The sequence below is a fragment of the Klenkia sp. AC732 genome (assembly GCF_979256525.1).
Genome location: NZ_CEEDOS010000047.1, coordinates 12,156 through 33,396 on the forward strand (window position 1 = coordinate 12,156; position 21,241 = coordinate 33,396).

General features: G+C 77.4%; 18 protein-coding genes. 12 read left to right on the plus strand and 6 right to left on the minus strand.

The genetic code is table 11. The features are described 5' to 3' along the window. Window positions 1–16: 16 nt before the first annotated feature. The 5 genes from AC0IVP_RS18720 (at window position 17) to AC0IVP_RS18740 (ending at window position 7,580) form a co-directional block, all read left to right on the plus strand. The gene (locus tag AC0IVP_RS18720; protein WP_471758523.1) at window positions 17–4,138 is read left to right on the plus strand and encodes a DNA polymerase III subunit alpha; all 4,122 of its coding nucleotides are present in this window, start codon (window positions 17–19) and stop codon (window positions 4,136–4,138) included. An 84-nt stretch (window positions 4,139–4,222) separates the two neighbouring features. Then, the gene (locus AC0IVP_RS18725; protein ID WP_471758525.1) at window positions 4,223–5,062 is read left to right on the plus strand and encodes a class I SAM-dependent methyltransferase; all 840 of its coding nucleotides are present in this window, start codon (window positions 4,223–4,225) and stop codon (window positions 5,060–5,062) included. Window positions 5,063–5,141: 79 nt separating this feature from the next. Continuing rightward, a complete protein-coding gene (locus AC0IVP_RS18730) occupies window positions 5,142–5,969 on the plus strand; it encodes a methyltransferase domain-containing protein (protein ID WP_157519552.1) in 828 nt (275 codons plus the stop codon). A gap of 7 nt (window positions 5,970–5,976) precedes the next feature. After that, window positions 5,977–7,197, plus strand: a complete 1,221-nt coding sequence (locus AC0IVP_RS18735; protein WP_056299220.1) for an alkaline phosphatase family protein — start codon at window positions 5,977–5,979, stop codon at window positions 7,195–7,197. Then, complete coding sequence (locus AC0IVP_RS18740; RefSeq protein ID WP_235564926.1) at window positions 7,194–7,580, plus strand: hypothetical protein; 387 nt, start codon at window positions 7,194–7,196, stop codon at window positions 7,578–7,580. The genes AC0IVP_RS18735 and AC0IVP_RS18740 overlap by 4 nt, the downstream gene beginning before the upstream one ends. Here the strand turns inward: AC0IVP_RS18740 and AC0IVP_RS18745 are convergent. From AC0IVP_RS18745 to AC0IVP_RS18755, 3 genes are all read right to left on the minus strand, one after another. Then, the gene (locus AC0IVP_RS18745) at window positions 7,577–8,569 is read right to left on the minus strand and encodes a sucrase ferredoxin (protein ID WP_471758527.1); all 993 of its coding nucleotides are present in this window, start codon (window positions 8,567–8,569) and stop codon (window positions 7,577–7,579) included. The genes AC0IVP_RS18740 and AC0IVP_RS18745 overlap by 4 nt on opposite strands. Further along, window positions 8,562–9,860: a cupin domain-containing protein gene (locus AC0IVP_RS18750; RefSeq protein ID WP_471758529.1), complete on the minus strand. Its 1,299-nt coding sequence runs from the start codon at window positions 9,858–9,860 to the stop codon at window positions 8,562–8,564. The genes AC0IVP_RS18745 and AC0IVP_RS18750 overlap by 8 nt, the downstream gene beginning before the upstream one ends. A 68-nt stretch (window positions 9,861–9,928) precedes the next feature. Continuing rightward, the gene (locus AC0IVP_RS18755; RefSeq protein WP_056299227.1) at window positions 9,929–10,276 is read right to left on the minus strand and encodes a hypothetical protein; all 348 of its coding nucleotides are present in this window, start codon (window positions 10,274–10,276) and stop codon (window positions 9,929–9,931) included. A 144-nt stretch (window positions 10,277–10,420) separates the two neighbouring features. Between AC0IVP_RS18755 and AC0IVP_RS18760 the strand changes: the two genes are divergently transcribed. The 6 genes from AC0IVP_RS18760 to AC0IVP_RS18785 all read left to right on the plus strand — a co-directional run bounded on the left by AC0IVP_RS18760 (window position 10,421) and on the right by AC0IVP_RS18785 (window position 15,534). After that, a complete protein-coding gene (locus AC0IVP_RS18760) occupies window positions 10,421–11,407 on the plus strand; it encodes an acyl-CoA dehydrogenase family protein (RefSeq protein WP_471758531.1) in 987 nt (328 codons plus the stop codon). After that, window positions 11,404–12,156, plus strand: a complete 753-nt coding sequence (locus AC0IVP_RS18765; RefSeq protein ID WP_471758533.1) for a PIG-L deacetylase family protein — start codon at window positions 11,404–11,406, stop codon at window positions 12,154–12,156. Before AC0IVP_RS18760 ends, AC0IVP_RS18765 begins: the two co-directional genes overlap by 4 nt. Continuing rightward, the gene (locus AC0IVP_RS18770) at window positions 12,153–12,767 is read left to right on the plus strand and encodes an SAM-dependent methyltransferase (protein ID WP_471758535.1); all 615 of its coding nucleotides are present in this window, start codon (window positions 12,153–12,155) and stop codon (window positions 12,765–12,767) included. The genes AC0IVP_RS18765 and AC0IVP_RS18770 overlap by 4 nt, the downstream gene beginning before the upstream one ends. Further along, on the plus strand, window positions 12,764–13,489 hold the full coding sequence (locus AC0IVP_RS18775) for a glycosyltransferase family 2 protein (RefSeq protein ID WP_471758537.1): 726 nt from the start codon (window positions 12,764–12,766) through the stop codon (window positions 13,487–13,489). The genes AC0IVP_RS18770 and AC0IVP_RS18775 overlap by 4 nt, the downstream gene beginning before the upstream one ends. Window positions 13,490–13,535: 46 nt before the next feature. Continuing rightward, window positions 13,536–14,840, plus strand: a complete 1,305-nt coding sequence (locus AC0IVP_RS18780) for a DNA polymerase IV (protein ID WP_471758539.1) — start codon at window positions 13,536–13,538, stop codon at window positions 14,838–14,840. A 283-nt stretch (window positions 14,841–15,123) separates the two neighbouring features. Next, window positions 15,124–15,534, plus strand: a complete 411-nt coding sequence (locus tag AC0IVP_RS18785; protein ID WP_471758541.1) for a DUF3040 domain-containing protein — start codon at window positions 15,124–15,126, stop codon at window positions 15,532–15,534. Between the two features lie 102 nt (window positions 15,535–15,636). Here the strand turns inward: AC0IVP_RS18785 and AC0IVP_RS18790 are convergent, their stop codons facing one another. From AC0IVP_RS18790 to AC0IVP_RS18800, 3 genes are read right to left on the minus strand one after another with little or no spacing between them, the layout of a single operon-like run. Then, on the minus strand, window positions 15,637–17,943 hold the full coding sequence (locus tag AC0IVP_RS18790) for a transglutaminase TgpA family protein (protein ID WP_471758543.1): 2,307 nt from the start codon (window positions 17,941–17,943) through the stop codon (window positions 15,637–15,639). Beyond that, entirely contained in the window at window positions 17,943–19,331 is a 1,389-nt protein-coding gene (locus AC0IVP_RS18795) for a DUF58 domain-containing protein (RefSeq protein WP_471758545.1), read from the minus strand. The genes AC0IVP_RS18790 and AC0IVP_RS18795 overlap by 1 nt, the downstream gene beginning before the upstream one ends. Before the next feature lie 13 nt (window positions 19,332–19,344). Next, on the minus strand, window positions 19,345–20,361 hold the full coding sequence (locus AC0IVP_RS18800; protein ID WP_471758547.1) for an AAA family ATPase: 1,017 nt from the start codon (window positions 20,359–20,361) through the stop codon (window positions 19,345–19,347). A 398-nt stretch (window positions 20,362–20,759) separates the two neighbouring features. On the opposite strand from AC0IVP_RS18800, the gene mraZ reads away from it, so the two are divergent. Next, window positions 20,760–21,194 carry a division/cell wall cluster transcriptional repressor MraZ gene (gene mraZ, locus AC0IVP_RS18805; protein ID WP_056299246.1) on the plus strand — a complete coding sequence of 145 codons (435 nt, stop codon included), beginning with the start codon at window positions 20,760–20,762 and terminating at the stop codon, window positions 21,192–21,194. Window positions 21,195–21,241 lie beyond the last annotated feature (47 nt).

Consider the following 21,241-nt stretch of genomic DNA (forward strand, 5'->3'; position numbering starts at 1 on the left):
GTACGGAGGGGTCGGCGTGAGCGACCCCTTCGTCCACCTGCACGTCGCCTCCGGGTACTCGATGCGCCACGGCGCGAACCACCCAGCCGACCTGGTCGCCCGGGCGGCCGACCACGGCATGGGCGCGCTCGCGCTCACCGACCGGGACGGTCTCTACGGCGCGGTCAAGTTCGCGCTGGCCTGCCGGGCGGCCGACGTCCGACCGCTGTTCGGCGTCGACCTCGCCGTGGACCCGCTGGCCGGTGGGGAACCGGCCGGTCTGCGGTCGGTGCCCGACGCGGTGTCCGGCTCCGGTCGGCCGGGTGGTGGTGGTCGCCCCGGTGGGCGGGTGCCGCCCACCGCCGCCCGCCCCTCGGGCCCGCTGCGCGGGCGCGCCACGAACACCGCCGACCGCGCTGGGCACCCCTCCGCCGGTGCCCGCCGGTCCCCGGCGCGCGGGGGCGCCGCGGTCGACCCCCGGCACCCCCGGGTCGTCTTCCTGGCCCGTGACGGGGCCGGCTGGCGGTCGCTGTGCCGGCTCACCAGCGCCACCCACCTGGGCGGCACCCGGGGTGAGCCGGTGAGCTCGCTGCGGCTGGCCGCCGAGCACGCCACCGGTCTGCTCGCCGTGCTGGGGCCGGGGTCCTCGGTGGGCCGCGCGCTCATCGAGGGCCGGGCCGACCTGGCCCGGTCCCGGCTGGACGCCTGGCGGGAGGTCTTCGGGCCCGGTCAGCTGGTCCTGGAGGTCGTGCACCACCGCAGTCGCGGCGACCGGCTGCGCGCCCAGGCGATGCTGCGGTTCGCCGCGGAGACCGGGGTGCCGGCCGTGCTGACCAACGCGGTCCGCTACGTCGACGCCCTCGACGCCCCCACGGCCGACGTGCTGGACGCGACCCGCCGGCTGGTGCCGCTGGGAGAACGGCACGTCGACCGGCGCACCGCCGAGGGTCACCTGAAGTCGGGCAAGGAGATGGCCGAGGTCGTCGAGGACCTGGTCGGCCCCGACCGGGACGCGGGGCTGCGACTGCTGGAGACCACCGCCCGGGTGGCCGAGCAGTGCGTCGTCGACGTGCGCGCCGACCTGGGCATCGGCACCGTCCGCTACCCCGAGCTGGACGTCGTCACCACCCCTGCCGAGCGCGGCATGGGGCCCTCCCAGGTGCTGCGGGCCCGCTGCGAGGCCGGCATCGGGCGGCGCGGCATGCACGACTCCGCGCTGGTCCGGGAACGGCTGGACGACGAGCTCGGGGTCATCGACCAGCTGGGCTACCCCTCCTACTTCCTCACCGTCGCCGACGTGGTCGAGCTGATCAAGGGCCTGCGGGTCCGGGCCGCCGCCCGCGGGTCCGGCGCCGGCAGCCTGGTCACCTACCTGCTGGGCATCTCCGACGTCGACCCGATCCGCTACGGCCTGCTGATGGAGCGCTTCCTGTCCCCGCTGCGGCACCAGCTGCCCGACGTGGACATCGACGTGGAGTCCGCCCGGCGGATGGAGGTCTACGACGCCGTCATCGACCGGTTCGGGGCCGACCGGGTCAGCTGCATCTCGATGATGGACACCTACCGGGTCCGGCACGCCATCCGTGACGTCGGCGCCGCGCTGGGGCTGCCGCCGGCCGAGATCGACGCCATCGCCAAGGCCTTCCCGCACATCCGGGCCAACCAGGTGCACGCCGCGCTGCGCGACCTGCCGGAGCTGCGGGCCAGCCGGATGGGGTCCAAGCGGTCGGGGGGCAGCGGAGACCTCGACCTGGTCTTCGACCTGGTCGCCCGGCTCGACGGGTTGCCCCGGCACATCGCGCTGCACCCGTGCGGGGTGCTGCTGTCCGACGCCACCCTGCTGGACCGCACCCCGGTCGAGCAGAGCTACCTGGGCTACCCGATGAGCCAGTTCGACAAGGACGACGTGGAGGAGCTGGGGCTGCTCAAGCTGGACCTGCTGGGCATCCGGATGCAGTCCTCCATCGCGCACGCCATGGACGAGGTGGCCCGGGTCGAGGGCGTGCAGGTCGACATCGACGCGGTCCCGCGCGACGACCCGACGACCTTCGAGCTGATCCGCAGCACCCGCACGCTGGGCATGTTCCAGATCGAGTCCCCGGGCCAGCGGGAGCTGGTGGGCAAGTTCGGGCCGCGGACCTTCGAGGACATCGTCATCGACATCTCGCTGTTCCGGCCCGGGCCGGTCAAGAGCGACATGGTGACCCCGTTCCTGATGGCCAAGAACGGCTGGCGGGACCCGGTCTACCTGCACCCGCGGCTGCAGCCCGCACTGGAGGAGACCGCCGGGGTGGTGGTCTTCCACGAGCAGGTGCTGCGGATCGTCGCGGAGATGACCGGTTGCGACCTGGCCAGCGCCGATGAGGTGCGGCGGGCGCTGGGGGAGAAGGACGCCCACCCCGAGGTGCGGGCCTGGTTCATGCCCCGGGCGCTGGCCGAGGGCTTCGACCACGACGTGGCCGAGCGGGTCTGGGAGGTGCTGGTCGCCTTCGGGTCCTTCGGGTTCTGCAAGGCCCACGCGGCCGCCTTCGCCCTGCCCACCTACCAGTCGGCCTGGCTCAAGACCCACCACACCGCGGCGTTCCTGGCCGGGGTGCTCACCCACGACCCCGGCATGTACCCCAAGCGGCTGATCCTCGACGACGCCCGCAACTTCGGGATCACCGTGCTCGGCCTGGACGTCAACGCCTCCACCGGCACCTACCGGGTGGAGCGGCTCGACACCGGAGCCGGCGACGGCGGGTACGACGACGGCGGGGACGACGACGGCGGGGACGACGACGGCGGGGACGGCGACGGCGGGGACGGCGACGGCAGGGACGGCGACGGCAGGGACGGCGACGGCAGGGACGGCGACGGCAGGGACGGCGACGGCAGGGACGGCGGGGACGGCGACGGCAGGGACGGCGACGGCAGGGACGGCGACGGCGGGGACGGCAGGGACGGCGACGGCAGGGACGGGCCCACCGTCGAGGATCCCGACGACACCGGTCGGGCACGCCCGGAGTGGATGCCGGCGACGATGCCCGACCCGGCGCGGCACGGCATCAGGCTGTCCCTCGCCGACGTCAAGGGCATCTCCGTCGAGGAGGTGGCCCGGGTGGTGGCCGGGCAGCCGTACCGGTCGCTGGCCGACTTCTGGCAGCGGGCCTCGGTGTCCCGCCCGGTGGTGGAGCGGCTGGTGGTGGCCGGGGGATTCGACTCGGTCTACGGGTTCGGGGTCCGGGACAGCGAGGGCGGCCGCCCGACCCGGGGTCGGCAGGAGGTCACCCGCCGGGACCTGCTGCTCCAGGTCAACGAGCTGGACCGGTGGAGCCGCAGTGGCGCGCGCGCCGGTGCCGGCGGGCAGCTCAGCCTGGACCTGCTGGGCCTGGGCGCCGACGAGACCGAGGAGCCGGCCGGCCTGTTCGACCTGCCCACCGGGGAAGGCCCCGGGGACGGGGACGACGGGCCGCTGCCGGGACCACGGGCCGGGTCCGCGCCGGCCTTCGGCGGGTCCAGCGGCCTGCCGGAGTTCACCGACGCCGAGCGGGTCCGGGCCGAGCTGGAGGTGCTCGGGCTCGACGCCAGCCGGCACGTCGTCGAGGACTACCGGGAGTTCCTCGCCGCGCTGGGCGCGGTCCCGGCGGGGGAGCTGCTGGGCTGCCGGTCCGGGTCCGAGGTGCTGGTCGGCGGGGTCAAGGTGGCCACTCAGACCCCGCCCATCCGCTCCGGCCGGCGGGTGGTCTTCGTGACCCTGGACGACGGCACCGGCTGCTCGGACTCCACCTTCTTCGAAGACGTCCAGGGCCCCTACGCCGCGACCGTCTTCCACTCCTGGCTGCTGGTCGTGCGCGGCGTGCTGCGGCGCACCGGTCCGCGCGGGGTGTCCATGCGGGCCACCGGGGCCTGGGAGCTGCCCGCGCTGCACGAGGCCTGGGAGGCCGGCGGGCTCGGCGCGGTCGCGGACCTGATGGCCACCCCGGCCGGGTTCACCGAGCAGGCCATCGCCGGGGCCGCCGCCTCGCACGGTCCGCGTCCGGTGGTGGTGCGGCCGGTGCTGGTGCACCCCACCGGCTTCCGGCTGTCCCCCTACGCCGACATCAAGCCCGCGGGTGAGGACTCGAAGGCCGCCCCCCGCAAGCTCTGGCACTCCAGCCAGGGCAGCTCGGGGCACTGAGGGGTGGGGCGCAGCGACGGGCGCGGGTTGCCGGACCGGCAAGGACGCTGGATCCCGCCGGGGTGCCGGTCCCAGGGTGGGGACGTGGACGACAGCACCCGACCCGACGGCCCGGGCACCGAGCAGGACCCCGAGCCCGGACAGCAGCCCGGACAGCAGCACGGGCCTCAACACGGTCAGGGCCACCAGCACGGCCACCAGCACGGTGCCGAGGGCCAGGAGCAGCGGCACCAGCACGGCGACCAGCCCGGCGGCCCCGCACAGCGCGGTCTCGGCGCCGAGGCCTTCGAGGCCGACCCCTCGACCTGGTTCACCCAGGAGTTCTGGGACCTGCACTACGGCGCGGGCACCGTCTGGTCCGGCGACCCCAACCCGGTCCTGGTCCAGCACGCCACCGCCCTGACCCCGGGCAGCGCGCTGGACGTGGGCTGCGGTGAGGGCGCAGACGCGATCTGGCTGGCCCGCGCCGGGTGGACCGTCACCGGGGCCGACGTCAGCCAGGTGGTGCTGGACCGGTGCGCCGCCCTGGCCCGCGACGCCGGCCCCGACGTCGCCGCCCGCACCCGCTGGCAGCAGGCCGACGCACTCACCTGGGCACCGCCCGCGCTCACCCACGACCTGGTGTCCGCCCAGTTCCTGCACCTGCCCCGGCCCGCCCTGCACGCGCTGCACCGCCGTCTGGCCGCTGCCGTCCGCCCCGGGGGCACCCTGCTCGTGGTCAGCCACGACCCCGCCGACGCCCACGAGCACGCCCACCGGCCCGACACCCCGGACATGTTCGTCAGCGCCGCGGACATGGCCGGCGTCCTGGACCCGGCCCACTGGGACGTCGAGGTCGGCAGCCCGCAGCGGCAGGCGCCGGGCCCCGACGGCACCCCGGTCACCGTCCGCGACGCCGTCCTCCGCGCGGTCCGCCGCAGCTGAGCAGGTGCGGCGCGGGGGCTCCCGGCACCGCCCGCCGCCGGCCCGGTGGGCCACCGGCGTCGCCACTAGGCTCGGTCGGGTGCCGCCGTCTGAGACCCCGCCCGCCAGCCCGTCCGGCACCCCCGACGGCCCCAGCGGTCCCCGCGGCACCCGCCCCGCCGGCGCCGAGCCCCCGGTCCGCAGCGCCGCGGTCTGGGCCGCGCTGGACCCGCTGATCCACAGCGGCCCGCTGCAGGTGCTCGACGTGGGCGGCGGTGCCGGGGTCTTCGCCGTGCCGCTGGCCCAGCTCGGGCACCGGGTCACCGTCGTCGACACCTCGGCCGACGCCCTGGCCACCCTGCGCCGCCGGGCCGACCTGGCCGGCGTCGGCGACCTGGTGCACGGCGTCCAGGGCGATGCCGACCAGCTGGCCGCCGTCCTCGCCGACGACACCCTCGACGCCCCGGCCGCCGGCTACGACCTGGTCCTGGTGCACTCGGTCCTCGAGGTCGTCGACGACCCCGCGGCCACCCTCGCCGGCATCGCCGCGGCCCTGCGTCCCGGCGGCCGGCTCAGCGTCACCGCCGCCAACCGGGCCGGCGCCGTCCTGGCCCGGGCCCTGGGCGGCCACCCGGTCGAGGCCCGCGCCCTGCTCGGTGACCGGGACCCCGCACCGTCCCGCTCCCGCACGCGCCCGGCGCGCCGCCGGTACAGCCCCGACGAGCTGCTCGCACTGGTCCGCGACGCCGGCCTGCAGGCGGGGGAGTGGCGCGGGGTCTCCGTCGTCGCCGACCTGCTGGAGTCCACCTCCGGTGCCGACCCCGCCGCCCTGCGTGCCCTGGAGCTCCAGCTGGCCAGCACCTCGCCCTACCGGGACGTCGCCACCGGCCTGCACCTGCTGGCCAGCCGGGGCGCGGGCCCGGCGTGAGCCGCTGATGACCCCGCCGACGACACGGTCCCCGGGCACCGGGCCGCAGGGCCTGCCCGCCGACCTGCAGCGCCCGGCCTACGGCACCGCGACCCTCGCCGACGTGCTCCCCGGGGTGGCCACCGCCCTCGGGGTCCCCCTCCAGCGCGGCACCGACCTCACCGCCGACCCGCTGGGCCTGGCCGACACCCTGCGCGGGGCCCGCAGCGTCGCGGTGCTGCTCGTCGACGGCCTGGGCGCCGACCTGGTCCGGGCGCACGCCGACCTGGCCCCCACCCTGGCCGGGCTGCTGAGCCCCGTCGGCGACCTGCAGGCGCCCTGCCCCAGCACCACGCCGGTCAGCCTCACCACGTTGGGCACCGGCCTGCCGCCGGGCAGCCACGGCGTCCTGGGCTTCGTCACCGACGTGCCCGGCGAGGACCGCACCGTCACCCACACGCACTGGACCGACGACCCCGACCCGGACACCTGGCAGGCCAGGCCCACGGTGTTCCAGCAGCTGGCCGCCGCCGACGTCGCCAGCACCGTCGTCGGGCCGTACGCCTACGCCGGGTCCGGGCTGACCCGGGCGGCCTACCGCGGGGCCCGCTACACCTCGGCGGTCAGCCCCGGGGACCTCGCCGCCGTCCTCGCGCACGCCCTCGGCGGCCGGGACCGGTCGCTGGTCTACGGCTACCACGCCGAGCTCGACCTGACCGGGCACGTCCGGGGCGTCGACTCCGACAGCTGGCGGCACCAGCTGGCCGCGGTGGACCTGATGGTCGCCCAGCTGGTCGACGCCCTCCCCGCGGACGCCGCCCTGCTGGTCACCGCCGACCACGGGATGCTCGACGTCCCCGCCGACACCCGCCTGGACGTCGACGCCGAGGTCGCGCTGCAGGAGGGCGTGCGGGTGCTGGCCGGGGAGCCCCGGGCCCGGTACGTGCACGCCCGACCAGGCGCCGAGGCCGATGTGCTCGCCGCCTGGCAGGGCGTGCTCGCGCACCGCGCCTGGGTCGTCAGCCGGGAGGAGGCCGTCGCCAGCGGGGTCTTCGGCCCGGTCGACGACGGCCTGGTCGCCCGGATCGGCGACGTCGTCGCGCTCGCCCGAGGCAGCTGGGCGCTCACCGCCACCCGGCGCGAACCGGTGCCCTCGATGCTGGCCGCCTACCACGGCTCGCTGACCGCGACCGAGCTCGCGATCCCGCTGCTGCTGGCCCGCGGCCGGGCCCTGGACGGCGCGGCGTGAGCCGCCGCACGGAGGACCGCGGACCCGCGACGCCGATGCTCACCGTCTGCCGCGGCTGCTGCTGCGGGCGCACCGAGAAGCACCCCGACGTCGACCACCGGGCGCAGCTGGAGACGCTGCAGCGGGCCGGCGCCCGGGTGCGGGTGGTGGACTGCCTGGACGCCTGCGAGCGGTCCAACGTGGTCGTCGTCAGCCCCACCCCGGCCGGCCGCGCCGCCGGGGCCCGACCGGTCTGGCTGGGCGGGGTGCTGGACGAGGAGACCACCGCCGAGGTCGTGCAGTGGGTCGCCGACGGCGGCCCCGGCGTGGCCGAGCCGCCGGGCTTCCTGGACATCCAGGTCTTCAGCCCGTCGCGGCGGACCCGCGCGGAGGCCGAGCTCTAGACCGGGGGCTCGACGGGGGCGAGGGGCCCCACCGGGTGCCAGGTCCGCCACCGGCCCGGCCGGAGCGCGGCGCAGGTCAGCAGCCGGGACTCGGCCGAGAGCCGCGCGTCCAGGGTGAGCACCAGGTCGCCGTCGGGGCCGCCCAGGGTCACCGCCCAGCGCTCACCGCCGGTGTCGGGCGCGGGCAGGGCGCGCACCGAGCGGACCGGCAGGTCCTCCACCCCGAGCAGACCCAGCTCGGCACGGGCCAGCTGCTGGGCGGCCTGGGCCGGCGGGGTCAGGCCGGCGCGGCCGCGCAGGTGGTCCAGCAGCACCTCGCCGCGGCCGTGCGCCCCGACCAGGTCGGCGCCGTCGCCGGGGACCTGGCCGTAGACGTGCCCGGTGGGCAGCACGAGCACGTTGGCGGCGAACCGGTCCCCGCCCAGGTGGCTGGTCTCCCAGACGTCGGCCGGGCCGGCGGCCGGGAGGGCCCGGGCCAGCGGTCGTCCGCGCACGGCGCAGCAGGCGTCGTGGCCGCCGTGGGTGCACACCAGGTAGGTCGGATCGGTGTGGTCGACCCCGACCGAGCCGTCCAGGGGCGCGTCCAGGAGCTCGGCGTCGGTCTCCCGGGTGGACCAGCGCAGCCAGGTGCCCCCCGGGGTGACGTCGGCGACGGCCCAGCGTCGGCCGGAGTCGCTGAGCCGGTCCCCGGGGCGGCGCACCATCTGGATCCGCAGCCCGGCGTCCCGGGCGCGGGCGGCCAGCAGCGGGGCCACGGCGGCGTCGAAGCGGGACTGCAGCAGTGCGTCCCGGCCCCAGGGTCCGGGCTGCTCGACCAGCAGCCACCGGCGGGCCGGCGGGGCGGTGGCCATGGGGGAGTCACCCGCGGTCAGGGCGCGGACCGAGCACCGCCCCTCGTCGAGGCGGCCGACCGGGGTGGACCGGTCGGCCGCGACGAGGGGCGGGGCGTCGTCGGGGACCAGGCAGAAGTCGTCCGCCGGGTCAGGCACCTGCTGCGTGCTCGCCACCTCGGGGTGACCGGCCTGGGGACTCATCGTCCCCATGGTGCACAGGTCCTCCGGCGACCGCGTCGGGGACGACGGCGACGGACTCCACCACGAGCCGGCGGGCCAGGGTCAGCTGCTCCTCGGCGTCCAGCCCGGGCAGGTCGCCCACCTCCAGCTCGCCCGCGGCGAGCAGCTCGGCCAGCGCCGGGCGGGTGGCGGCGGGCAGGTCGTGGTGCCGGCGTCCGGCGACCAGGGTGACCCGCTCCCCGACGACGTCGCGCAACTGCACCCGCAGCCGCGGACGCAACCGCAGCACGGTGTCGGCCGACAGCGCGGCGGCGGCGGCGGACTGGGCCAGCGGGGCGACCGGCTCGGGTCGCACCTGGGCCCAGGTCCGTGAGCGCAGCCGGTCGGACACCACGGCGGGGTCGACGCGGTCCAGCCAGGAGTGCAGCCCGGCGATCACCGCGGCGACGTCCTCGGCGGTGGTGCCAGGGTCGGCGAGGTCGACGCCCAGGGGCAGCGACCGGCGCAGCTCGGGGTCCTCGACGGCCAGGGTGCGCACCAGGTCCAGCGCCGACTCCACGGCGCCCCAGCGGGTCACCGGGTGCACGCCGATGGTCAGGTGGGCGCTGATCTCGCCCAGTGCGGTCGCCGAGTGCAGGTAGCCGCGGGGCAGGTAGAGGGCGTCACCGGGACGCAGCACGGTGTCGATGACCGGCTCGCGCTCCGCGGCGGCAGCCACGGCCTCGGCCCGGTCACCCCAGGGCTGGGTGCGCAGCGGGTCGGTGAGCACCGGCTCGTGGATGGTCCAGTGCTTCTCCCCGGCGACCTGCAAGACGAACACGTCGTGCACGTCGTAGTGCGGGGAGAACCCGCGCGAGGACGGCGGGGTGATGTAGGCGTTGACCTGGGTGGGGTGCCCGAGGTCGGCGGCGAGGGAGTCGGCGAACTCGACCAGCGGCGGCCACAGCCGGTGCAGGCCCTGCAGGACGACGGTGCTGCCCTCGCTGAACAGGCGCAGCACGGAGTCCGAGGAGACCTGGTCGGCCACCTCGGCCCCGGCGCCGCCGGAGGTGGTGAAGCGCTTGGGGTCCACCACGGCGCCGTCCTTGGCGATCCGCAGGAACGGGGTGCGCAGGCCGCGGGCGGACAGCAGCTCGTCCACGTCGGCGAGGGTCAGCAGGTCGGCGAAGCCGCCGGGGCCGGTGGGGGAGGACGAGTCGAGCTCCGCAGCGCTGGACAGCAGGGGCCGGCGCGACCAGTGCTGCTCGGCGAAGACCTGCGGGTCCACGCGCACGCAGCGCCGCAGGGCCGGACGGAGGTCGCCCTCCGTCCGGCCCTGCAGGGTCGTGGTCTGGCTCAGGCCGAACCGTCCGCGCCGCCGTCGCTCTGGCCCGGGGTGCCCTCGCCGGCACCGCTGTCCGCGGGGCCCTCGGCGGAGCCGTCGGCGCCGTCGTCGTGCTGGCCGGGGGTGCCGGAGCCGGCACCGCTGTCGGCCGGGCCCTCGGCGCCACCGTCGGCACCGCCGTCAGCGCCACCGTCGGCGCCACCGTCCTGCTGGCCCGGGGTGCCGGAGCCGGCACCGCTGTCCGCGGGGCCCTCGGCCGAACCGTCGGCGCCACCGTCGTGCTGGCCCGGGGTGCCCTCGCCGGCGCCGCTGTCCGCGGGGCCCTCCACGCTGGTCATGTCGTCGTCGTCGAACGCCACGGTTCCTCCATCAGGTCGTCGTACGGCCGCCGATCAGCGGCCCCGGACCTGTCGTACCGCGGTGATCGACTCCCTAACCATCCCCCGCGGTGACGTCGGCCGGGCGCGCGTAGAGCCCCGGGTGGGCGGGGTAGGTGGGGCCTCGTGCACGACACCCCCAGACCCGGGGTCCTCGCCCGCGAGGACGCTGTCCAGACCACCGCCTCCGCTTTCACCCGGCTGCTCGACGCCGGCTGGTCCACACCGCCCCCCGGCAGCGGCGCCACCGCCGAGCGGTGGCGCGCCCTCCACGACCTGGGTGCGACCGACCTGCCGCTGGCCCGGCTGGCCGAGGGCCACGCCGACGCGGTCGCGGTGCTCGCCGAGCTCGACGGCCCGGCACCCGGGGCCGGCGAGCGGCTCGGCGTGTGGGCCGCGGAACCGCCGTCGGGCCGGGTGGGCGCCGAGCGTGCGGGTGGCGGCTGGCGCCTGTCGGGGGTCAAGCAGTGGTGCTCGGGTGCGCGGGTCTGCACCTCGGCCCTGGTGACCGCGCACGCCGACGACGGCCGACGGCTGTTCCTGGTCGACCTCGGAGCCCGGGGTGTCGCGCCGTCCCCGGGTGCCTGGGCGGCCCCCGGGATGGCCGGCAGCGACACCGCCGACGTGCTGCTGGACGACGTCCCGGCGCTGGCCGTCGGGGGCCCGCGGGCCTACCTGGACCGGCCCGGCTTCTGGCACGGCGGCATCGGGGTCGCCGCCGTCTGGGCCGGGGGAGCGGCGGGCGTGGCACGGGCGCTGGCAGACGTCGTCGCCACCGCCCCCGAGGACCCGCACCGCGACGCCGCCTGGGGTGCGGTGGACGTCGCGCTCGCCGCTGTGGACGCCGCCCTCGCGGTGGCCGCCGCCGAGGTGGACGCCGACCCGGCCGACACCGCCGGCGCCGCGCAGCGGCGGGCCCACCGGGTCCGCGGACTGGCCGCGCGCACCGGGGACGAGGTGCTGGCCACCGTCGCCCGCGCCCTGGGGGCCGGTCCGGCCGCGCACGACACCCGGTACCTCGGGCAGGCCGCCGACCTCGCCGTCTACCTGCGCCAGCACCACGGCGAGCGCGACCTGGCCGCGCTGGCCGCACCGCTGCGGGCCGCCCGGTGAGCGCCCCGGCCGCCGGGCACACCCCGGACGCCACCCCCGAGGAGGCCTGGGCCGGGTGGCTGCCCGGGCAGGACTGGCCCGCCTGGGTGCCCGACCCGACCTGGCGGCGGGTCGCGGTCTGCGCCGCCCACCCCGACGACGAGGTGCTCGGCGTCGGCGGCACCCTCGCGCTGCTGTCCGGGGCGGGCGTCGAGGTCGAGCTGGTCGCCGTCACCGACGGCGACGCCAGCCACCCGGGCAGCACCGTGCTCAGCCCCGCGCAGCTCGCCGTCGCCCGGGTCGCCGAGTCCGGGCACGCGCTGCGCGCCCTGGGTGCCGGGTCCACCCGGACCACCCGGCTGGGCCTGCCCGACGGCCTGGTCGCCGAGCACGAGGCCGGACTGGGCGTGGCGCTGGCCGCCGCGTTCGCCGGGGTCGACGCCGTGCTCACCACCTGGACCGGGGACGGCCACCCCGACCACGAGGCGGTCGGCCGGGCCGCGGTCGCCGCGGGTGCGCGGGCCGGCGTCCCGGTCTGGCAGTACCCGGTGTGGACCTGGCACTGGGCCGTGCCCGGCGACCCACGCGTGCCCTGGGAGCGGGCCCACCGGGTCGACCTGCCGCCCTCGGCGCAGGACGCCAAGGCGGCCGCGATCGCCTGCTTCCGCACCCAGGTCGCCCCGCTGGGTCCCGACCCGGCCGACGCCGTCGTGCTCCCCCCGGAGTTCCTGGCCCACTCCGCCCGACCGACCGAGGTGCTCTGGACGTGACCCTGCCCGCGTCGTTCTTCGACGACATGTACGCCGCCGCCGAGGACCCCTGGTCGATGCGGTCGCGCTGGTACGAGCGCCGCAAGTACGCCCTGACCACCGCGGTGCTCCCGCGCGAGCGGTACGCCGACGCCCTGGAGGTCGGCTGCTCGGTCGGCGAGCTGACCGCGGCGCTGGCCCCGCGCTGCGAGCGGCTCACCGGTTGGGACGCCAGCGCCGCAGCGGTCGAGCGGGCCCGCGCCCGGGTCGCCGGCACCCCCGGGGTCGCCGTCGAGCAGCGGACGGTGCCCGGTGACGCGCTGCCCGGCGTCGACCTGCTGGTGGTCTCCGAGGTCCTCTACTACCTGTCCCCGGCCGACCTCGCCGTCTTCCTGCACCAGGTGCGGACGGCGGTCCGCCCCGGCGGCACCCTGCTCGCGGTGCACTGGCGGCACGAGGTGCCCGAGTACCCGCAGACCGGGGACGCCGTCCACGAGGCCCTGCGGTCGGAGCTGGACTGGCCCCTGGTCGCCACGCACGCCGAGACCGACCTGCTGCTGGACTGCTGGGTGCGGGCGCCGGCGGACGACGTCCGCGCGGCGTCGGTGGCGGCGGCGGAGCAGCTGTGGTGACCGGACTGCTGGGCGTCGTGGTCCCCGCGCGGGACGAGGCGGAGCTGCTGCCCGGCTGCCTGGCGGCACTGGCCCGGGCCGCGGCGCACCCCGACCTGGCCGGCGTCCCGGTGCTGGTCGTCGTGGTCGCCGACCTGTGCACCGACGACACCGCCGACCTGGCCCGGGCCGGGGGTGCCCGGGTGGTGGAGACCGGCGGGGGCAACGTCGGCGACGCCCGGCACGCCGGGGTGCTGGCGGTGCTGGCCGAGGCCGCGCACACCGGGGTGCCCGCCGACCGGGTGTGGGTGGCCAACACCGACGCCGACAGCCGGGTGCCCGCGGACTGGCTCGCGGTGCAGGCCCTGGGTGCGGCCTCGGGCGTGGACGCCGTCGTCGGCACGGTCGCCGTCGAGGACTGGACCGGGCACCCGCCGCACGTCCCGGCCGCCTTCGCCGCGGCCTACGACGCGTGGCGTGCCGGTGGTCTGGACGCCGTCCACCCGCACGTGCACGGGGCCTCCCTCGGGGTGCGGGGGAGCGCGTACACCGCGGTCGGCGGGTTCCCGCCGCTGGTGGTGTCGGAGGACGAGGCGCTGGTCGGGGCGCTGCTGCTGGCCGGTCGCACCGTGCTGCGGACACCGGCGGCGCCGGTGGTCACCTCGGCCCGCCGGGTGCCGCGCGCCGGCGGCGGCTTCGGCGCGGACCTGGACGGGCTGGCCACCGGGGGGCAGGAGGACTGAACCGCTAGGCTGTCGAACACGTGTTCGAACCGAGCGAGGGGTGTGGGTGGACCGGGCCGAGGGCTGCACCGTGCTGCACGTGGACATGGACGCCTTCTTCGCCAGCGTCGAGGTCCGCCGGGACCCCTCGCTGCGGGGGAGGCCGGTCATCGTCGGCGGGGCCGGCAACCGCGGGGTGGTCACCTCGGCCACCTACGAGGCCCGCGCGTACGGCGTGCACAGCGCGATGCCCACCTCCCGGGCGCTGCGGCTGTGCCCGACCGCGGTCGTCGTCCCGGGGGACATGGCGCTCTACGCCGAGGTCTCCCGGGGGGTCATGGCCGTCTTCCGCACCATCACCCCGCTGGTGGAGCCGCTGAGCCTGGACGAGGCGTTCCTGGACGTCTCCGGGGCCGGCCGCCGGCTGGGGGACCCCGTCGACGTCGCCGAGCTGGTCCGCGCCCGGGTGTTCGACGAGCAGGGCATCACCTGCTCGGTGGGCGTGGCCGGCACCAAGTTCGTCGCGAAGCTGGCCTCCACCCGCAGCAAGCCCGACGGGCTGATGGTGGTCCGGCCCGCGGAGGTCATGGGCTTCCTGCACCCGCTGCCGGTGGGCGCGCTGTGGGGCGTGGGTGCCAAGACCGAGGAGGTGCTGGTCCGGCTGGGCCTGCGCACCGTGGGCGACCTGGCGCACGTGCCGGCCCGGACCCTGCAGCGTGCGCTGGGCCACGCCGCGGGCAGCCACCTGCACGAGCTGGCCTGGGGCCGGGACCCGCGCCGGGTGGTGCCCGACGAGCCGGAGAAGTCCACCGGCGCGGAGGAGACCTTCGGCGTCGACGTCGACGACCCGGTGGTCATCCACCGTGAGCTGCTGCACCTGTCCGAGCGCACCGCGGGGCGGCTGCGCTCCACCGGGCACCTGGCCCGCACCGTCACCCTCAAGGTGCGGTTCTCCGACTTCCACACCATCACCCGCTCCCGCACCCTCAAGGTGCCCACCGACGTCGCCCAGGAGCTCTACGACACCGCCCGCGACCTCTTCGACGCCCTCGGCCTGGACCGGGCCCGGATCCGGCTGGTCGGGGTGCGCGCCGAGGGGCTCACCGACGCCGACGGCACGCCCACCCAGCTGGTGCTCGGGGCCCGCGAGCACGGCCGCCGCGACGCCGAGCTGGCCGCCGACCGGGCCGCCCGCCGGTTCGGTGCCGGGGCGGTGCGCCCGGCCACCCTGCTGCGCCGCGACGGCGTCACCGGTCGCTCCCAGGCGGTGCCCCGCCCGGGCAGTCCGGCACCCCGCCGGAGCCCGGACGACGGACGCCGTGCCGCCGGACCCCGCAGTCCCAGCCCGGGACCCGACGGGGACGCGGCGTGACGGGGACGCGGCGTGACGGGGACGCGGCGTGACGGGGAGGCGGCGTGACGGGGACGCGGCGTGACGGGGCAGACAGTGCGTCCCGGCGCGCTCCGGGGAACGTCCTGGAGGGCCGGTTCGTCCTCCTGGAGGAGCCGGTCCACCCCCGAGAGGGTGATCGGTGCCAAGTCGCAACCGTGTCGGGGGCCACTCGCCTTTCGCACCCTGCGCAAGGCTCGTATCCTCGTCACCACCGCCGGTGGAGAGCCACCGGCGGCCAGAGCTCGGACCTCAGGAGGTCGTCGTGCCGCTCTCCGAGCACGAGCAGAAACTGCTGGAGCAGATCGAGCGTGCGCTCGTCGACGACGACCCGAAGTTCGCCTCCCAGGTGCGTACCGGTGACCGTCGGCAGAAGGCTCGCCGCAAGCTCCAGCTCGGTGCGCTCGCCGTCGTCGTCGGTCTCGCCGTGCTCGTCGGCGGGGTGGCGCTGCCCAGCACCCCCGTCGGGGTCGTCGGCTTCCTGCTGATGTTCGGCGGCGCCGCACTCGGCGTGCTGAACTACTCGGCCGCCACCGGGGCCGTCGAGGTCGGTGGTCCCGAGGGCAGCGCGCCGGTCGGTGGCTCGTCCCGCGCGAAGGGCGGCAAGGCCAAGGCCCGCCGCCAGCCCCTCAAGGACCGCCTCGAGGAGCGCTTCCGCCGCCGCTACGACCAGTAGCGGTCCCCAGCCCACCAGCAGCCGCCGTCCCCGCCCGGGGACGGCGGCTGCTGTCGTCGGTGCTGACGGTCGGTGCGGTGGCCGGGGCACCCGCACCGACCGTCAGGCGGTGCGGGTGCCCCGGCGGCGTGGGGCGTGGGCGGTGACCCAGCCGGTCACGGCGGTCAGCACCGAGGCCGGGGCCAGCCGGGCGCGCCACCGGTCCCGGCGTCCCACCCCGGCCCGCAGCGCCCGGTCCGCTGCCGCGGAGGCCGCCGACAGGTCGCGGACCGGGTGGTCGCCGGGCGGCCCGTAGACCGCCCCCTCCAGGGCGGCGGCCAGGGCCCGCAGCGCTGCGGCCGCGGACCCGTCGACCGCGGCCACCTCGGTCAACCGGGCAGCCACCTGCCGCGGCGAACCGGTGGTGGTCACCGGCAGCCCCAGGTCGGTGCTGGTGGCCAGCAGCTCGTCCCACACGGCGCCCGGGCTCCCGTCGGCCAGCCGCCGCCGGCGCTGCAGCACCCGGGTCAGCCCGGGGGCGGCGAGCAGCGCCAGCAGCACGGCGGTGCCGCCACCCACGCCCAGCCAGCGGCCCCACGCCGTCCCGGCGTCGGCCGCGCCGGGCGCCAGCGGGGTGAACTGGTCGTCGCGGTCCAGCTCGGCGGTGGGCACCCCCGGCGCCGCGGTGGGTGCCGCCGACCCGGTCGGCACGGCGGGGGCCCGGTCGTCGGCACGCTGCGCCCACGGCAGGTCGACCTGGCGGGTCTCGGCGATCGGCGTCGGGTCGTAGGGCACCCAGCCCAGGCCGGCGAAGTAGACCTCGGCCCAGGCGTGGGCGTCGGCGGTGGTGACCAGCCGGCTGCCGTCGGTCTGCGGCTGACCGGGGGTGTAGCCCAGCACCACCCGGGCGGGCACCCCGGCGGCCCGCACCAGCACCGCCATCGCCCCGGCGTACTGCTCGCAGTAGCCGCGGCGGCGTTCCAGGAAGTCGGCCAGGTCGTCCCCGGTGGTGCCCGGGGTGGTGGCCAGGCTGTAGACGAAGCCGTTGGCCCGGTCGCTGAGGTGGCCGAAGACCGCCTCCACGCGCTGGTAGGGCGACTGCTCCGGGCCGGTCAGCTCCTCGACCAGCGCGGTGACCGAGGGGTCCAGCGGCGGCAGTGCGGTGGCCGACTGCTGCAGCGGGTCCGCGGCCGGCAGCGGCCGGCTGGCCGCCAGCTGCTGCGGGGTGGGCCGGGCCTCCTGGGACACCACGTCCCAGCTCGCGCCGGCCGTCCGGGTGCCGTCGCGCCCGAAGACGGTGTCGTTGCGGTCGTCGATGCGCCAGGCGCCGTCCTCCGCACCGTCGACGACGACGGACTGGACGGAGGCGAACACCGGCAGGAAGCGGTCGTCGTGGGCCAGGGCCGTCACCCGGGAGTCGACCTCCCGGCTGTCCACCGTGCCCGGCAGCGGCGCCAGCGCCTCCGAGGACGACACGGGGAGGCTGCCGTCCAGGGCGGCGATGCCCCAGCCCTCGTCGGTGTACTCGTCCAGGGCCACCGTGCGCAGGTACTCGGGGTCGGGGACGTCGGTCTCCAGCCGCAGCAGGTCGATCGGCTCGGGTTGGGTCAGCTGGCCCTGCAGGGCTGCGGCCGGGTCCAGGGCGGTGCCGGTGCTGGACCCGCCGGGGCCGTCCCCGCCGCCGCCCAGACCCGAGGTGAAGCTGCCCTCGGCCAGCGTCGGCACGAAGGCCGGGAGCACCAGCGCGACCAGCGCCGCCAGCGCGCCGGTCCGCAGCGCCGGCAACGTGCCGGTGCCCAGCGGGGCCCCCGGGCCCGAGCGGTCCCGGTCGGCGAGGCGGCCCCGCTGGTCGGCCCACAGCAGCACGGCGAAGCCCACCGCGGGCCCCAGGAAGGCCGCCGGCGACACGTCCCCGCGGGTGGTCGCGACCGGGATGCAGGCCAGCACCAGCAGGGTCAGCCCGGCCAGCGCCGGCTGGCGGGCGGCGACGGCGAGCAGGTCGGCGCCCAGTGCGAGGACGCCGAGGAGCAGTGCCACCAGGGCGACCAGACCGGTCAGCGGCAGGGCCGGGGTGACCTGCTCGCGGACGTCGTCCCCGCCCTCGGCGAGGAGTGCCGCCAGGTCGCCGACCGAGGACGGCGTCGGCAGGAACCCGGCGGTGGCGTCCCCGGGCACGAAGACGACGGTCAGCGCGGTCAGCAGCGCCAGCACCTGCACGGCGGGGACGGCAACCACGACCCAGCCCGACCCGGCGAGGCCCTGCCGGCCGGCGAGCGCGCGGACGACCAGGCCGGCGCCGGCGACCGCCACGACCGCGACCGCGACGGGCGGCGCCCAGCCGCCGGTGGCGAAGACCGGCACCAGGGCCAGCGAGCCCAGCAGGAGGGCGACCGCCGTCGCCACCGTGGTGCCCAGCGTGCCCGCGCGCATCAGCCGGCCAGTCCGGCGGCGGCGGTGCTCGTTCGGCTGCTGGTCGAGGTGGTCGACCCGGCGCCGCCCAGCCGCGCCCAGGTGGCCTCCACGCTGTCCTGCGGCCCGGCGACGACGACCCGCCAGCCGGCGGCCCGCAGCAGCGCCGCGGCGTCCTCGCGCTGGCCGTCGAGCTCCGCGCGGGCCCCGGCGGTGAGCCCGGCCCGGCGGCTGCGCCGGGCGCCCGCGTCGTGCCAGGCGACGACGTCGACCAGCACGGCGACGTCGGTGCCCGGCCCGGACCGGGCCCGGACCAGGGTGCCGACGTCGTCGGGGCCGACGGCACCCAGCAGGCAGACGACCGGGCCCTCGGCGGCGGCCCGGCGCAGCGCCTGCACCCCGGTGTCCAGGTCGGTGTGCCGGGAGGGCGTCAACGCGGCGAGTCGCTCCGCGAGCTCGCCGCGGTCCAGCCCGCCGCGACCGCCGGCCGGGGTCAGCTCGCCGACGTCGGTGACCACGCGCAGGTCCGCGCCGCGGCCCAGCAGGTGGTCGCCGATGCTGGCGGCGGCCTCGACGACCCACTCCAGGGTGTCCGGCGGGGGAGCGGGGTCCCCGGCCGCTCCGGTGCCGACGGCGGTGCCCAGCAGGTGCGCCCGCTGCCGGGTGTCCACCAGCAGGGTCGCCGAGGAGCGCCAGGGCTTCTCCTCCAGCCGGACCATCAGCTCCCCGGTCCGGGCGGTGGCCCGCCAGTGCACCTTGCGGAGGTCGTCGCCGCGCCGGTACTCCCGGGTGCTGACGTCGTCCTCACCGTGGACGGCGAACGAGCGGCGCGCGCCCTCGACGCCGCCGCCGGTGCCCCCGGACAGCGCCATCGGGCCCAGCGGACGGACCCGGGGGACGACGAGCAGGGTGGCGGTGTCGGTGCCGGCCGTGCTGCGCAGCACCAGGCCGAAGGGGTCCACCAGCCGCAGTCGCAGTGGGCCCAGCGGGTGCCGGCCGCGCCGGGCGCCGTGCACCCGGTAACGCAGTGCCGCGGTGGCACCGCTGGGCAGCTGCTCGACCAGGAACCGCGGCCGGACGCCGAGGTCGGCGGGCAGCTGCTCGGACAGCATCCACATGCCCCCGGCCCGCCGGTCGGTGTTGGTGACCTCGAGCAGCACCTCGGCGTCCTGGCCGCGGGGGACCCGGCCGGGGGTGACCGTCCGCCGGGAGGCCAGCCGGAACCGGGCCCGCACGACGCCGACGGCCGAGAGCACCGGCAGGGCCAGGACGAAGAGCGCCAGCTGGACCAGGGACCGCTCGCCGAGCAGGGCGCCGAGCCCGACCAGCGTCAGCCCGGCCGCGACCAGGCAGGACCCGCGCAGGGTCAGGGAGGAGGTGAGGTCGGCCAGCCGGCCACGACGCGGCACGCGGACGCCCGGCTCAGCGGGTCCGGGGGACCGGGACGGCGGTGAGGACGTCGGCCACCACGCGCTCGGTGCTGCGCCGGGCGAGGGCGGCGTCGGGGGTCAGCAGCAGCCGGTGGGCCAGCACCGGCACGGCCATCGCCTGCACGTCGTCGGGGACGACGTGGTCGCGGCCGTCGAGGGCGGCGGCCGCGCGGGCGGCCCGCAGCAGCTGCAGCCCGGCCCGGGGGGAGGCGCCCAGCCGGAGGTCGGGGCTGCGCCGGGTGGCCTCGACGAGGGCGACGACGTAGCGGCGCAGCGGGTCGGCCACGTGCAGCCGGGCGGTGCCGGCGACCATCCGGCGGACCAGCGCGGCGTCGGCCACCGGGGTGAGCGAGCCCAGCGGGTCACGGGTCCCGCGGTCGTCGAGCATGGCCAGCTCGGCGTCCCGGTCGGGGTAGCCCATCGACACCCGGGCGGTGAACCGGTCGCGCTGGGCCTCGGGCAGCGGGTAGGTGCCCTCCATCTCCAGCGGGTTCTGCGTGGCCAGCACCATGAACGGACGGGCCAACTCGTAGGTGACCCCGTCGACGGTGACCTGCCGCTCCTCCATGCACTCCAGCAGGGCCGACTGGGTCTTGGGGGAGGCCCGGTTGATCTCGTCGGCCACCACCAGGTTGGCGAACACCGCGCCGGGGCGGAACTCGAAGGTGCGGGTCTCCTGGTCGAAGACCGCGACCCCGGTGACGTCGCTGGGCAGCAGGTCCGGGGTGAACTGGATGCGCCGGACGGTGGAGTCCACCGCCTTGGCCATCGCCTTGGCCAGCGTCGTCTTGCCCACGCCGGGGACGTCCTCGATGAGCAGGTGCCCCTCGGCCAGCAGCACCACCAGCGCCAGCCGGACGACGTCGGGCTTGCCCTGCACCACCGTGCCCATCGCCGCGGCGATCCGGGCGCCCTCGGCCTGCACGTCCACCGGCTCGAGATCGGGGTCGCCGGGGGCGCCGGCGCCGGTGTGCGCGCCGGTCGAGGGGGTGGTGGTGGCCTCGGTCACCCGGCCCACGGTACGTGGCCGGCGTTCCGGACCCCGGCGTTCTCGCCCCGGGCCTGCGGACGCCCCCACCGTGACCTCCCCGGCGGCCTCGACGGCGCGCCGACCGTGCCTCCCACGGCGCACCGGCCGTGCCCTCCGCGGCCGCGCGACCGTGGCCTCCACCCCGCCTCCACCCCGCCTCCCCAGCGCCCCACCGGACCCCTCGGCGCCGCCCTGCGCCACCCGGTCGGCGGGGCCCGGGACACAACCCGTGGGGGCGCCACGCCGCCAGAGGGGACACGGGGTGTGAAGTGGTGCCCAGTGGGGGCCAGTGGGTTACTGTGGCGCCGGATGGAGAGCCAGGGTCCGCAGGGGGTCCTGCGAGGTCCACGGGAAGACGAGGTGGGGGTGGTGGTCCGGTGTTCCTCGGCAGCCACGCGCTCCGCCTCGACGAGAAGGGCCGCATGGCCCTCCCCGTCCGCTTCCGCGAGCTCACCGCGAGCGGCGTCGTGCTGACCAAGGGCAAGGAGCGCTGCATCTACGCGCTCACCCACCAGCGTGTCGCCGAGATCCAGCGCCAGCGCGCCGCTGCCATGCCCGCGGACACCGTCCAGGGCCGCGCGTTCAGCCGACTGGGCTTCGGCTCGATGGTCGAGCTGGAGCCGGACAAGGCCGGCCGCATCACGCTCCCCGCCGGTCTGCGCGCCTACGCCGGCCTGGACCGCGACGTCGTCGTGGTCGGGGTCGACACCCGCTTCGAGATCTGGGACGCCGTCACCTGGGACGCCTACGTGGAGGAGCAGGAGGCCGCGTTCGCGGCGAGCGAGAGCGAGGGGATGCCGACCCTGTCCTGAGCCGGCGTCCGGGACGTCCGTCGTCCCCACCGGCCCCCACCCCGACC